Genomic DNA, 13207 nt, shown 5'->3' with positions numbered 1-13207 from the left:
CTTTAGAACATGCCATGAAGGGGCATGGCTCCGCCCCCTCCTTCCCTGACCCCCGCGCAGCGCGAAGAGCGCCGGCGTCGCGCGATCGAAGCGCTGGCACGCGGGCTGACGCAGAAACAGGTCGCAGCGCTGCTCGACACGTCGGTGGCAAGCGTCAGCCAATGGAAGTCGCGATTCCACCGTGGCGGCGCCGACGATCTCGCCGCCAGACGCCAGGGTCGTCCGCCACGCCTCGCGGGCAACACGCCGATCGACCGGCTTGCGACGCATCTGCTGGCGGGACCGCCCGATGCGCAGGGCCTGCCGTACGGCGTGTGGGACGGCGCGGCGGTGCGCCTGTTGATCGAGCGCGAGACCGGCATCCAGGTCTCGCGCTGGACGTTGCTCCGGTATCTCGACGCGTGGCGGGTGGCGCCCCCCGCGCTTCCATCGGCACCGGCGCGCTGGTGCGCCGCGCCGCGGTCGGCCGCCACGATGGTCGTCCTGCAAAGCGGCCAACGCGCCTATCCCGATCCGTATTGGCTGCTTTGGGCGCGCCGCCCGCGCGGCGACTGGAGCGTGCTCGCCTATCCGCATGCGCCGACCGCGGCCGAGCGCGAAGCCTTCGTCGCGCGGCTCCTCATCCTCTGGCGGGGGCGACTGTCGCTAGTCGCGCCGCCCGGCGACCCGCTCTGGACCGCCGTGACGCTCGCGCAGTGCGGGGCACGCTGGCCCAGCCGCCTGATCCCGGTCCCCGCCGATCCGGCGTCGACCCACGCCCACCAGAAGACCCTGGTCACCCCGAACTGAAAGGAGACATGACATGGCACGACCCACTATCCGCAAGGCTATCCGGCGCCGTCCGACGGCGAAGCGCGCCAGCCTGCCCGCCGCCGTCGCCAGCGCCGTCGTCGCGCAGCTCACCACGACGGTCGGATCCGGAAGGGTGGCGCGCACTGCACCCGTCAGAACGAAGCGCAAGACCGGCGCGCTCAGCCATCCGGCCGCACGCGGCAAGACGGGGGCACGGCGGCCGACGCTCGCTGCCGCCGTCGCCAGCGCGGTCACCGGGCGGCTCTCGGCATCGGGTGCCGCGCGCAAGACGCCCGCGCGCAAGGCGAAACCCCGCGGCAGCCTCGTCGCGGCGGTCGCCAGTGCGGTCTCGCGCCAGCTCGCCGGCCGCGCGGCCTTGCGTCGTCGCTAGGGGAATGCGCCGGGCGGGGTGACCTCGTCCGGCGCTACAGGAGACAGGACATGCCCAGAACTGTTGTCGATAGCGTTGCCGCCGCCGTCGTGCGCCGGCTCCAGACGCGGGGACCGCGCGCCGGCCCGGCGGCCGCTCGGTACGCCAGCGTCGCTGCTCCCCGCCGCGGCCGCAAACCCGGCGCGGATCCATCGGTCGATCGTCTCGCGACCGTTCTCGCCAGCGCGGTGACCCGCCGGCTCGCGACGGGGCCGGCGGTACCCGGCATCCCGCTCGCTGCCAGCCGCCTGACCCGCGGCATCGTGCGCACGGTCACCCGGCAGCTCGGCAAGGCGCCGGGTCCCGAACCGGTGGCGCTGAGCACGATCGATCCCGCCGCCGCGGCGAAGGCGCTGGCCGGCGCGCTCGGCAGCCGTCAGGCCGCCGCCGACCCCGCCGCTATCGTGGCCAGCACGATCCTGCGCCGGCTGAACAGCGTGCGGCTGGTCGGCACGCCGGCCGACGCGCGCGCATTCCAAGGCCGTGTCGCCTCGATTGTCACCGCCTCGCTCCGCACCGCGCAGGCCGAGCCGACCGCGGCGGAGGCTGAGCAACCGGTGGCCGCTGCCACCGCAGCGCCGACCGTGGCGCTGTCCGACCCTCCCGCTGCGCCCCCGGCCACCGTTCGTAAACGCGACTAGCGCCAATCCTCCTCCCCTGAGCGGGGGGAGGACCCGCGCCGATCCGCCGCGCCCGCAGCCACCCCCTATCCGACAGGACGCACCGCATGCGGATCGACGACGATACCCCCGAACCCGGTGCGCTGCCCCCGGTCTATCCCTGCCGACCGCCGCTCAACCTGGTGGTCGAGCCCGGGCTGCTGCGCCCGCGCAACCTGTTCGCGTTCGAGGGGATCGACGGTGCCGGCAAATCGACTCTGCTCGACCGCGTCATCGCCGCGCATGCCGCGCGTGGACGCGAGACGCTCAAGCTCAGGCTCGGTCGTTCCGACATCACCGCGCACGCGCTGGAACGCGCGAAATGGCGCAACGCCACGCCGCTCACCTTCAGCCTGCTCAGCTGGGTCACGATCGTCGAGCAGGTCGCCGAACACCGCCACGCGCTCGACGGCGACGGGCTCGTCTTCTTCGATCGCTACGTGCCCACTTTGATGGTCCGCGGCATCCTCGAGGGCCTCTCGACGGACTATATGCACGCGCTCGCCGCCTATGCGCCGCGGCCGACCATCCTGTTCCTGATCGACTGCGATCCCGCCATATGTCGCGACCGGATGATCGCGCGGGGTCGCCCGGTCAGCTATTTCGAACGCGGCGCGCGGATCGTCGGCGGGCTGCACCAGACGATGACGGAAGGCGATCCGGCGATCCGCGGCGCCGCCGACGGGGCCGTGCCGTTGCTCGGACACCTCGTCCGGATGCGCGATGCGCTCGGACAGCGCATGGCGGACTATGACACCGTCATGGTCATCGACAATGAAGGCAGCCCGGATGCGGCGTTCGAAACCATAATGGAGGCGATAGACGCGGTAGATCGCAACCGGGATGCAAGTCGAATTGCCGCAGTTTCACGCGCTGGATAGTCTTTTCCGATAGTCGATCGGGAAAATCCATGACCATGACCTTCGTCGACGCCCTTGCGAGCGCCATCTGCAGGCAGATGACGGCCGACCAGGGCCGCGAACCCTTGCTCCCATCGGCGCGCGGGCGCCATCAAGACCTGCAGCGCTCGCAGGCCACGGTCCGGCTCGGCCGCCACGGGGTCGAGCGGGTCGCATCCGCCATCGCCGGACAACTCGCCGCGGCGGACCGCCGCCTGGAACTTCCCCTCGAAGCGGTCGAGATCTGAGCCATGTCGTCCCAGACCGTCATGGTGCAAGCCGAGCACCCGTCCGAGGCCCCCCTCGTCCGGCTGCTGGCAGGCCAGGCGCCGCAGGGTGAGACGCTCTGTGCCGACGGCTCGGCCACACTCCTCGCGTCACTGTTCGCCAACTGGCAGATCCTGCCGGCGCTCGCACCGACGCTGCTGGAGCCGACGCTCGTCGAACAGGATCACGCGCGGTTCGTACGCGCGCGCCTCGCTGTCACCGCGTTCGTGCAGGCGCAGGTCGCCGGGTGCGCAGGGTTCCTCGCGGCGCTCGACGCCGCCGGGATCCGCTACGCACTGCTGAAGGGCGCGGCGGCGGGGTGCCTGCTCTATCCCGCACGGCACCTGCGTGGCGCGTGGGAGTTCGACCTCGGCGTCGGCTGGGACGATCTCGAACAGGCCGAGGCGCTCGCGCTCGACTGCGGCTTCCATCAGGCGCAGCGCGATCCCGAGCGCGGCCGGTTCGTCCGCGCCGACCGCGATCTGCGCGCGATCGTCGAGGAATCGCATTTCGAACTCGGCTTCCTCGCCCGGCGGCTGCTCGTCACCAACCTGTCCGACGAGACGCGCGCCGCGATCCGCGACGAGCCCTGGACGCACCAGTTCTGGCACGACGCCACCACCGATGCGCCGTGGTGCTATGCAGTGGTCGACATCCACCACAAGCTCTCGCTCGACATCGAACTCGACGGCCTGCTCGCCTGCTCGTGGCAGAAGGCCTATCCGGACCACGTGATCGGGCTGCCCGACTTCGCGTGGTTCGGCGCGCATCTGGTCTTCAAGCTCTATTGGGAAAGCGTCCACACCTACGGCAAGGGCTTCTACCAATATGCCGACCTGATCCGGCTGGTCCCGCTGCTCGACCCGATCACTTTCCTGCGGATGGTCTCGATCCTGCGCGAGCACAATCTGACCGCCGCGGCCTACCATGTCTTCAAGCACCTCCCGCGGTTCGGCCTCACACTCCCCGGCCATGTCGCGGACTTCATCGCCGAGGCCGCGGTGCCGCCGCCCGGCACCGATCCGATCGACACCAACGATCTCGGCGACCTCTGGCCGAAGCTCTGGAACCGGCGCTAGCGCTCTCGCCTCAGTCGGGCTCCAGCGACTCCACCTTGCGCCGGAAGCACGCGATGTCGGGGCCGCGGTCGCCGAACCCCTCGCGCACGCACGCCCGCACGATCGCGCACCCGATCCGGTCGACCCGCCTGTCGCCGCTCGAGATCGACGTCCGGCACCACCGCAGGATCCGCCCGCTGCTCGCATAGGTCAGCCGCAACCGGCGCAGCCGTCGCGCGACGACGACGATGTCGTCGGCAGACTCCGCCACCGCCGCCCTGCAGTTGCCGGTCCGATCCGCCTCCAGCCGCGCCCGGGACTCGTTGTAAGCCTTGCCGCCCTTGCCCGGCTGCCCTTGCATCCTACCTGTTGAAGTCCCCCACAAAAGGCGCGCGTCATGTCTCTCCCCGATTCCCCCGTCTGGTTCATCACCGGTTGCTCGACCGGCTTCGGCCGCGATCTTGCCAAACTCGTGCTCGACCGCGGCTGGAACGCCGTCGTCACGGCGCGCGGCGCAGACCGCGTGGCCGACCTGGTCGAGGGGGTCGAGGACCGCGCGCTCGCACTGGATCTGGACGTCAACGACCAGGCGCAGATCGACGCCGCCGTCGCCGCGGCGACCGACAAGTTCGGCCGCATCGACGTGCTCGTGAACAACGCCGGCTATGGCTACCAGGCGACCGTCGAAGAGGGCGAGGAGGCCGAGATCCGCGCGCAGTTCGACACCAACGTCTTCGGCCTGTTCGCGCTGACCCGCGCCGTGCTGCCCGTGATGCGCGCGCAGGGGAGCGGCAACATCGTCAACTTCACCTCGGTCGCCGGGCTCGTCGGCTTTCCCGGCTCGGGCTATTACGCCGCCTCGAAGCACGCGGTCGAGGGCTGGTCCGACGCGCTGCTCGCCGAGGTCGGCCCGCTCGGCATCGGCGTCACCTGCGTCGAGCCCGGCCCGTTCCGCACCGACTGGGCCGGCCGCTCGCTCAGGCAGACGCCCAGCACGATCCCCGCTTATGCCGAGACCGCAAAGGCCCGGATGAAAGGCACGAAGGACGTCAGCGGAACGCAGGTCGGCGACCCGGTGCGGGCAGGGGAGGCGATCATCGCCACCGTCCAGCAGAACACCGCGCCGCGTCACCTCGTGCTCGGCGAGTTCGGCTACGACGCCGTGACCGCGAAGCTCAAGGAACGGCTCGACGCCATCACGGCCGCGCGCGACGTCAGCCTGGGGGCGGATTTCCCGGAAACCGTGGACGCCTGACGGGCTCAACCACCCCGGCGAAGGCCGGGGCCCAATTGGGAAACCGACGTGACGGCGGACTGCGTTCCGTTATCACGACCGTCCAATTGGGCCCCGGCCTCCGCCGGGGGTGGGTCCTGAGCTTACCGCGCACAAACAAAAAGGGCCGGGAGATCGCTCTCCCGGCCCTTCCTGTCTCACCGAAATGCGAAGCGCTTAGGCGCCCGCAACCTCGGCCGTATCGACCTTGATCCCCGCACCCATGGTGCTCGAGATCGCGACTTTCCGCACATACTTGCCCTTGGCGCCGGCCGGCTTGGCCTTGACCACCGCATCGACCAGCGCGTCGAAGTTGGCGCGCAGGTCTTCCGCCGGGAACGACGCCTTGCCGATGCCCGAATGGATGATGCCGGCCTTCTCGACGCGGTATTCGATCTGGCCGCCCTTGGCTGCTTCGACCGCAGCCGCGACGTTCATCGTCACCGTGCCGAGCTTCGGGTTCGGCATCAGGCCCTTGGGGCCCAGCACCTTGCCGAGGCGACCGACGATGCCCATCATGTCCGGGGTCGCGATGCAGCGATCGAAATCGATCGTGCCACCCTGGATGGCCTCCATCAGGTCCTCGGCACCGACGACGTCTGCGCCGGCGGCCAGAGCCTCTTCAGCCTTCGCGCCGCGGGCGAACACGCCAACGCGGACGGTCTTGCCGGTGCCCTTGGGCAGCGTCACCACGCCGCGGACCATCTGGTCGGCGTGACGCGGGTCGACGCCCAGGTTCAGCGCGACTTCGATCGTCTCGTCGAACTTCGAGGTCGCACCCGAACGGGCCAGTGCGATCGCTTCGTCGACGCCGTGCAGCTTGACGGTGTCGACCGTGACGGCCTTCTGCTTCTTGGTCAGCTTTGCCATGATATCAGCCCTCCACCACTTCGAGGCCCATCGCGCGGGCGCTGCCTTCGATGATCTTCGTCGCAGCCTCGATGTCGTTGGCGTTGAGGTCCTTCATCTTCGTCGTGGCGATCTCGCTCAGCTGCGAGCGCTTGATCTTGCCGGCGACGACCTTGCCGGGCTCCTTGGACCCCGACTTGAGGCCGGCGGCCTCCTTGATCAGGTAGGATGCCGGCGGCGTCTTCGTCTCGAACGAGAACGAGCGATCCGCATAGACCGTGATGACGGTCGGGATCGGCATGCCCTTCTTCAGGTCGCCCGTGCCGGCGTTGAACGCCTTGCAGAACTCCATGATGTTGACGCCGCGCTGACCCAGCGCAGGCCCGATCGGCGGCGCGGGCTTTGCCTCGCCTGCAGGCACCTGCAGCTTGATGTATCCGGTAATCTTTTTAGCCATGGTCTCTCTTCTCAAGGTGAGTGGTTCAGACGAGCGCCGAGGCGCTCTCCCACAGGCAATCCAATGCTGTCGCTCTGGAAGCCGGCGCCCCTACCGCAAAACCCGCGCAGCAGCAACACCTACCGCCTTCTTCTTCTTCTCTCCGCGGCCTCCGCGCCTCCGCGCGAAACCCCTTCTCCCCTTCGCGTCTTTGCGTCTTTGCGTGAACCACCCTTCCTTTCCGATCCCGCAAAGCCGCGAAGCCGCCAGCAGAAGGGGGATTGCAATGTAGGAAAACCCAAGCGACCCCATGCGGCATGATCCGTCCGCTGACCCCGAAGCAGGCGACCCAGAACGCCGCCTTCCTCGCCGCGCTCCGCCGCACCGGCAACGTGCGCGCCGCCGCCGAAACGCTCGGCCTCAATCGCTCGATGCTCATCAAGCGCCGCGGCAAGCATCCGGCGTTCGCCGCCGACTGGGACGCCGCGCTGGTCTTTGCCGACGCCAATCCGCCCTCCCGACTGCAGGAGGGGCAGGGGGAGGGCCCGTCCGCGACGCCTGCGCCCCAGCCCAGCAGAACGCCGTCAGGCGGCATGCAACTTCGCCGCAGCTCTCGGCGGCGCCTGACGCATGACGGCGAACAGCGTTTCCTCGCCGCGCTGAGCGCGACCGCCAACGTGCGCCTGTCCGCCGCCGCTGCGGGGTTCAGCTACGGCACCTTCTATGCGCGCCGGCGCAAAAGCCCGGCGTTCGCGCGCGAAATGCGTCTGGCGCTGCAATGCGGCTACGAGCGTATCGAGGCCGCGCTGCTCCATAGCTTCACGCCCGGGTCCCACGCCGACGACGCCTGGCGCCACAACGAGCCGCCGCCGATGCCCAGGATGACGGTGACCGAAGCGCTGCAACTCCTCAAGCATCACCAGACCGAAGCCCGCCTTCTGGCCGAGCCGCCGCACATCAAGCGCCGCCGCGGCGAATCCTCCGACGCCTGCAGCTTCCGCCTCGCCGCCATGTACCGCGCCCAGCTCGATCGCGACCGCGAGGCCTTCGCCATCGCCGAAGCCGAACGCCAGATCCGCGGCGAACGCGCCTGGTTCGCCGAAGGCCCAGCGCTACCCGCGCTCGACCAGGTCACCGGCTGGAGCAGGGCTGGCACGAAACGCGGACCGAAGGATGGCGGTTGAGGCGGTGCGCTGATGTCGGAAACAGGTGGAACGCGGACGTTCCCTGCTTAGCCCTCTCCCGCCTTCGCGGGAGAGGGTTGGGTGAGGGTCTTCTTCCTGCCTCTTGGGTCTTCTATCGTGTGCCGATGTATCCGGTGCGTCGCCAGGTCAGCCGTCATGCCGCGCGCCTGAGACGCGAGCGTACAGACGTGGAACAGATCATCTGGCTGGCGGTCCGCAGCCGACGCCTTGGCGGCTTCAAGTTTCGCGAACAGCATACGATCGCCGACCAATACGTCGCGGACTTTGCCTGTCTCGAAGCCAGACTTGTCGTGGAACTGGACGGTGGGCATCATGATCCGACAATCGATGCACCGCGAACTGCCGTCCTCGAAGCCAGAGGATATCGCGTGATGCGATTTTGGAACAGCGAGGTCATCGAGAATCGAGTGGGTGTTCTTGAAACCATCCTGGCCGCTCTCCTGGAACGAACGGCGAAGTAGAAAAAGACCCTCACCCAACCCTCTCCCGCGAAGGCGGGAGAGGGCTAGGAACGACGTCCGTAACTGGGCGGTAACTCTCGTTGCCAGCTACCCCCCCAAAACGAAAGGGCGCCCGAGTTGCCTCGGACGCCCTCCTATACGGGCCGTGCTTGGGAGCGGCCCGAACCCTACGGGTCGGTGACCCGCTGTTACATGCCGTTCGACAGGTTGGTGTCGGGATCGTTGGTGCGCATGTCCTCGGCCTGGTTCTGGCCGGTCGCGCGGACCGCGTCGGCCTTGTTCTCGAGGCCGGCCTCGGCAGCGTCCGTGGTCGCGTTGTCCGCGGCCTCTTCGAGGTTGTCGGCAACCGCCTCGGTGTTCGACTCGATGGCGTCCGCTGCGTTTTCGCGCGGGCTCGAGTTGCAGGCGGAGAGCGAAGCCAGGCCGGCTGCAAGTCCGAGAACGATCATCTTCTTCATGGAATACCCCTGTTCTGAACGGCGCGAACGCCGACGAACGATAACCCGTCGGGGCGGGGTTTGTTCCCCGAAACGCGACGACCCGGCGCGGAGGCTCCGCGCCGGGTCGTCAGATCTCGACCGATCTGGTCGGTCGGTGTCGCGGCAGCCTCAGTTCGGCCAGCCGCGCGCGGCTCACTTGGAGCGTTCGACCTGTTCGAAATCGAGTTCCACCGGCGTCGCGCGCCCGAAGATCGAGACCGAGACCTTGACCTTCGACTTGTCGAAGTCGAGCTCCTCGACCACGCCGTTGAAGGTCGCGAACGGACCGTCCAGCACCTTGACCGAATCGCCGATCTCGTAGTCGACCTTGACCTTCTGCTTCGGCGCCGCGGCGGCTTCTTCCTTGGAATTGAGCATCCGCGTGGCTTCCGCCTCGCTGATCGCCTGCGGCTTGCCCATGCTGCCCAGGAAGCCCGTCACCTTGGGTGTGTTCTTGACCAGGTGGTAGACGTCGTCGTTCATGTTCAGCTTGGCGAGGACGTAGCCCGGCATGAACTTGCGCTCGACCGCGATCTTCTTGCCGCGGCGGGCCTCGGTGATCGTCTCGGTCGGCACCTCGATCTGCTCGACCAGCTGCTCGAGACCCATGCGGGTCGCCTCGGCCATGATCGAATCGCGGACCTTGCCCTCGAAGCCCGAATAGGCGTGAATGATGTACCAGCGCGCCATGTGCGGACCTTATTGAGCGAGTTTCAGGAGCATGGTGACGATCGCCTGCAGGATCGAATCCACGCCGAAGAAGAACACCGCGAGGATCGTCGTCATGATCACCACCATCACGCCGGTCATCACCGTCTCGCGCCGCGTCGGCCAGGTGACCTTCGACGTCTCGGTGCGGACCTGCTGGATGAATTCGAGTGGGGACGTTTTCGCCACGATGTTCTTCGCACCCGCATGTTGAGGAAAAGGAGCGGCAGCGGCATCACCCGAAAGGCGGTGCCGGCATACCGTCGGAAGGTCGGGCAGATAGCTTTGCCGCCGCGTGAAAGCAAGGGCAGGGGGCTAGGCATCAATTTCACGCGACCCGCGCCTCGCCCGGACCAGAAAACCCGTGGCCAAAACCCCGGACCAAAAAAAAGGCCGGTCATGCGACCGGCCGTAAAGTTTTTAGGAGAGGATGCCTGAAAGGCCTGATCTTTGTGCGTCGCAGCAGGCGAAATCACAATTGCTGATACCGCAACCATGATTGCGTTTTCTGCATTCATGGTGTGGTGCGTACTGAAATGCGCCGAAGGGCGACATCCGCCCCGCCCGTCCGTCACCTCCACGTCGGGAAGAGGGCAGGAGCGGGCCGCCGACGTCACAACCCCCACGAAAGCCGCACATAGCCGAACTGCCCCGGCACGTCATACGTCGTCGGATCGTAATTCGGCCCGGTGCAGCTCGTGCACGCCGGCGGATCCTGATCGAACACATTGTTCACCCCGATCGTCACCGCCAACCTATGCTCCATCCATGCCGGCGAGAACGCCAGCTGCACATCGCCATAGAAGGTGCTGTCGAGCTTGCTGCCGTCACCTTCCCTCACGCTGTCGATATAGCGCCCGGTGAACGACGCCCGTACCAGACCGAGATCCCAGTCCGCCACGGCGTTGCCCTTGAACTTCGGATAGGACTGATCGGGGAAGCCGCGCGTCGTGCCGCGATAGTCGGTGGTGGTGAAGCCGTTCTCCGCGGGGAATGTCTCGGTATATTTCAACAGCACATTGCCGTTGAGCGACAGACCGAAGATGCCGGCCGAGGTCCGTGGCGACCGGTACACCGCGGTCACGTCGACGCCCTTGGTGCGGATCCCGCCGATATTCTGCAACTGCGCATTGATCCGCGAGATCAGCCCGCTCGGCGTCCGCGTGATCGCCGCGCAGCTCAGGGCATCGCCGCTCTGCGCACAGCGGCTGAGCGTCAGCTGTGCGTCGACCGGCGCGATCGCGTCCTCGACCTTGATATCGTAATAATTGCCCTCGATGCTCAGCTGGCTGGCAAAGCCGCTGTCGCGCGCCCAGCCCGGCGCATAGACCGCGCCGAACAGCAACGTCCGCGACGTCTCGGGCTTGAGCGCGGTGTTGCCGCCGGTCAGAACGCCAAGCTGTCCGCCATTGGGCTCCTGGTAGCTGCCATTGGCGGGCACGCCGTTGGCGGTGCAGTTCGCGCGCACCGACGGCGATGTCCGGTAGGGCGATCCGGCGACGTTGGTGCAAGGATCGTCGATAGGCGCGTCGGAGCGCGAGGCCGCGCCGAACAGCTCGCCGATGCTCGGCGCACGGAAGCCCTGCGCCCAGGATCCGCGGAGAAGCAGGTCGGTGACCGGCTTCCACAGCGCGTTGCCCGTATAGGTCGTGTTGCCGCCGCTGGTCGAATAGTCGGAATGCCGTACCGCGCCGCCGACCTCGAACGACTTGATTAGCGGCGTGTCGTGGATCAGCGGCACGCGCAGCTCGGCATAGATCTCGTCCGAGTTGAACTGGCCGCGTGCGGGCTGCGCCGGGATGTCCGCGCCCAGCCCGGCGGTGATCAGCGGGTCGGGGGTGAACCGTCCGAACTGCACGCGGTGCTCGTATCCCGCGGCGATGCCCACTGCGCCCGCGGGCAGGTCGAACAGCTCGCCCGAGATGTTGGCGGTATAGTCCTCCAGCCGCTGCGAGCTGCGCGCGCGTTCGTCGAAGGCGACATAGGCGAGCATCGCCGGCGTCACCGATCCGGCGCCACCGAAGATGTTGAACGGCACGCACGCATCGGTGCACCGCGACACCGGCCCCAGCGCCTGCGCCAGCCGCGCGGCGTTGATGTTACCGGTGAACAGCTGCTTGGCATCGTTGAAGCCGATGACCGCGTTGGCGTCCCAATAGAATTTGCGCCCCATCGCATCGAACGACCCGTCGAGCGTCGCCGTCGCCGACATCGTGTCGACATGCTGCGTATAGGTGCGTTGTCCTGCCTCGACCAGGCGACGCCGGACCGTCGAATAATTGGCCGCCGGATTGCCCGCGCCGCCCGCCGACAGCGTGTAGCCAAACGGATTGAACGGGTTGGTCGCATCGATCGAGATCGTGTCGAGCAGATTGCCATTGCCGGCGTCGGGCCCGACGAACAGCGGCAGGAACGCCGCCTGGTTCTGCGAATTGCGCTTGGTATAGTTCAGCTTGACGCGCAGGTTGATGCTGTCGGTCAGTTCCTGCTTGCCGCTGACGAAGAAGCCATAGCGTTCGGACGGCGTCAGGAAGTAATTGTACGGCGAGAAGTTGAACCGGTCCGCCGCCGTCAGCAGGCGAAAGTCGCTGTTCGGGCCGGTCGGGTTCGCGGCATCGTACCGCGGCCGCCCCAGGATCGGCGGAGTCTTGATCGTCAGCGCCGGCCCGGTCAGCTGGACATAGCCGTTGACCGTTGCGCTCGAACAGCCGCCGACCGGGTCGGTGCAGCTGGTCTGCCCGGGATTGGGGAATTGCGAGATGGACCGGTCGCGGGTGCGGACCGCCTCCTGCTTCACATAGCTGCCACCGAAGACCACGCTCGTGCGCGGCGACTGGATGCCGTAGCTGGCGTTATAGTCCTGCGTATGCCCGTCGCCCTGGCGGAAGGTGCCGAACTGTGCCGACGCCTTCAGCCCCTTCTGCTGCGACTTGGTGATGATGTTGACGACGCCCGCCAGCGCGTCCGACCCATAGAGCGGCGACTGGCCCGACTGCAGGATCTCGATTCGCTCGATCGACCCGACCTGGATCGTGTTCAGGTCGACCGTCGACGGGATCCCGCTCGCCGAGGCGCCGTTGACGAAGCGCAGCCCGTCGACCAGCACCAGCGTACGCTTGGCGGTCAGGTAGCGCAGGTCGATCTCCGCCGATCCCGCGCCGACGCCGCCGCCATCGGGTGGGTTGCCGATATTGCCCGAATTGTTGACCTTGGAATTCAGCCCGCCAGCGGCGCTCGGCAGCCGCTGCAGCACGTCGGCGACCGAGGACAGCCCGGTGCGCTGGATCGATTCGGCGTCGACGGTGATGACGGGGGAGGGCTGGTCGAGCGGGTCACGGCGAATGCGCGATCCGGTGACGACGATCTCGTCTCCGGTGGAATCCGTTACGGCCGGTGCAGCGACCTGCTGCGCCGCGGCGGGCATCGCAGCCAGCATGGTGGCGAGCGCGAGCAAGCCGGTCCCGTTAAATATCGTCGTGAAGCGCATGAACCCATCCCCCTGTTCAAGCCCGTCCGGTATCCGCCCCCAAAACTCTTATGGGCAGGAGGATGCGCTATCCGCAGGACGAAGCAAGGGAATCTTTGGGTCGGGAATGAAGGGGAAAGACGCGGTGGCAGGAGTGAGGGGACTCGAACCCATGACCCTCGGTTTTGGAGACCGATGCTCTACCAACTGAGCTACACTCCTCCG

16 protein-coding genes and 1 tRNA gene are annotated in these 13207 nt (G+C 67.6%); 9 read left to right on the top strand and 8 right to left on the bottom strand.

Translation table 11 applies throughout. The features are described from left to right. Positions 1–24 precede the first annotated feature (24 nt). The 6 genes from FSB78_RS11265 to FSB78_RS11240 all read left to right on the top strand — a co-directional run bounded on the left by FSB78_RS11265 (position 25) and on the right by FSB78_RS11240 (position 4126). A complete protein-coding gene (locus tag FSB78_RS11265; protein ID WP_147082733.1) occupies positions 25–789 on the top strand; it encodes a helix-turn-helix domain-containing protein in 765 nt (254 codons plus the stop codon). Positions 790–802: 13 nt separating this feature from the next. Beyond that, on the top strand, positions 803–1183 hold the full coding sequence (locus FSB78_RS11260) for a hypothetical protein (protein ID WP_147082732.1): 381 nt from the start codon (positions 803–805) through the stop codon (positions 1181–1183). A gap of 50 nt (positions 1184–1233) precedes the next feature. Continuing rightward, a complete protein-coding gene (locus tag FSB78_RS11255) occupies positions 1234–1863 on the top strand; it encodes a hypothetical protein (protein WP_147082731.1) in 630 nt (209 codons plus the stop codon). A gap of 86 nt (positions 1864–1949) precedes the next feature. Then, positions 1950–2762, top strand: coding sequence for a dTMP kinase (locus tag FSB78_RS11250; RefSeq protein ID WP_147082730.1), 813 nt, complete (start codon positions 1950–1952; stop codon positions 2760–2762). A gap of 29 nt (positions 2763–2791) precedes the next feature. Next, positions 2792–3028, top strand: coding sequence for a hypothetical protein (locus tag FSB78_RS11245; protein ID WP_147082729.1), 237 nt, complete (start codon positions 2792–2794; stop codon positions 3026–3028). A gap of 3 nt (positions 3029–3031) precedes the next feature. Next, complete coding sequence (locus FSB78_RS11240) at positions 3032–4126, top strand: nucleotidyltransferase family protein (protein WP_147082728.1); 1095 nt, start codon at positions 3032–3034, stop codon at positions 4124–4126. A gap of 10 nt (positions 4127–4136) precedes the next feature. Here the strand turns inward: FSB78_RS11240 and FSB78_RS11235 are convergent, their stop codons facing one another. Further along, positions 4137–4466, bottom strand: coding sequence for a hypothetical protein (locus FSB78_RS11235; RefSeq protein ID WP_147082727.1), 330 nt, complete (start codon positions 4464–4466; stop codon positions 4137–4139). 36 nt (positions 4467–4502) lie between these two features. On the opposite strand from FSB78_RS11235, the gene FSB78_RS11230 reads away from it, so the two are divergent. Then, positions 4503–5360, top strand: coding sequence for an oxidoreductase (locus tag FSB78_RS11230; protein ID WP_147082726.1), 858 nt, complete (start codon positions 4503–4505; stop codon positions 5358–5360). 195 nt (positions 5361–5555) lie between these two features. On the opposite strand, the gene rplA is transcribed toward FSB78_RS11230, so the two are convergent. Together rplA and rplK are read right to left on the bottom strand one after the other, a co-directional pair. Beyond that, positions 5556–6248, bottom strand: coding sequence for a 50S ribosomal protein L1 (gene rplA, locus FSB78_RS11225; protein ID WP_147082725.1), 693 nt, complete (start codon positions 6246–6248; stop codon positions 5556–5558). 4 nt (positions 6249–6252) lie between these two features. Further along, complete coding sequence (gene rplK, locus FSB78_RS11220) at positions 6253–6684, bottom strand: 50S ribosomal protein L11 (RefSeq protein ID WP_147082724.1); 432 nt, start codon at positions 6682–6684, stop codon at positions 6253–6255. 296 nt (positions 6685–6980) lie between these two features. Between rplK and FSB78_RS11215 the strand changes: the two genes are divergently transcribed. Together FSB78_RS11215 and FSB78_RS11210 are read left to right on the top strand one after the other, a co-directional pair. Continuing rightward, positions 6981–7847, top strand: coding sequence for a hypothetical protein (locus tag FSB78_RS11215; RefSeq protein ID WP_147082723.1), 867 nt, complete (start codon positions 6981–6983; stop codon positions 7845–7847). Between the two features lie 125 nt (positions 7848–7972). Next, positions 7973–8329 (top strand): endonuclease domain-containing protein, encoded by a 357-nt coding sequence (locus FSB78_RS11210; protein WP_147082722.1) that lies wholly within the window; start codon positions 7973–7975, stop codon positions 8327–8329. Positions 8330–8517: 188 nt separating this feature from the next. Here the strand turns inward: FSB78_RS11210 and FSB78_RS11205 are convergent, their stop codons facing one another. The 5 genes from FSB78_RS11205 to FSB78_RS11185 form a co-directional block, all read right to left on the bottom strand. Continuing rightward, positions 8518–8787, bottom strand: coding sequence for a hypothetical protein (locus tag FSB78_RS11205; RefSeq protein ID WP_147082721.1), 270 nt, complete (start codon positions 8785–8787; stop codon positions 8518–8520). 174 nt (positions 8788–8961) lie between these two features. Continuing rightward, a complete protein-coding gene (nusG, locus tag FSB78_RS11200; protein WP_147082720.1) occupies positions 8962–9498 on the bottom strand; it encodes a transcription termination/antitermination protein NusG in 537 nt (178 codons plus the stop codon). A gap of 9 nt (positions 9499–9507) precedes the next feature. Further along, entirely contained in the window at positions 9508–9705 is a 198-nt protein-coding gene (gene secE, locus FSB78_RS11195) for a preprotein translocase subunit SecE (protein WP_147082719.1), read from the bottom strand. A 424-nt stretch (positions 9706–10129) separates the two neighbouring features. Beyond that, the gene (locus FSB78_RS11190; RefSeq protein WP_147082718.1) at positions 10130–13003 is read right to left on the bottom strand and encodes a TonB-dependent receptor domain-containing protein; all 2874 of its coding nucleotides are present in this window, start codon (positions 13001–13003) and stop codon (positions 10130–10132) included. 125 nt (positions 13004–13128) lie between these two features. Further along, positions 13129–13204 (bottom strand) — tRNA-Trp (locus tag FSB78_RS11185). Positions 13205–13207: the final 3 nt, after the last annotated feature.

Source organism: Sphingomonas ginsenosidivorax, from assembly GCF_007995065.1.
Classification (GTDB): domain Bacteria; phylum Pseudomonadota; class Alphaproteobacteria; order Sphingomonadales; family Sphingomonadaceae; genus Sphingomonas; species Sphingomonas ginsenosidivorax.
The sequence above is the reverse complement of the archived record's forward strand: the minus strand, read 5'-3'. Positions and strand labels throughout refer to the sequence as shown.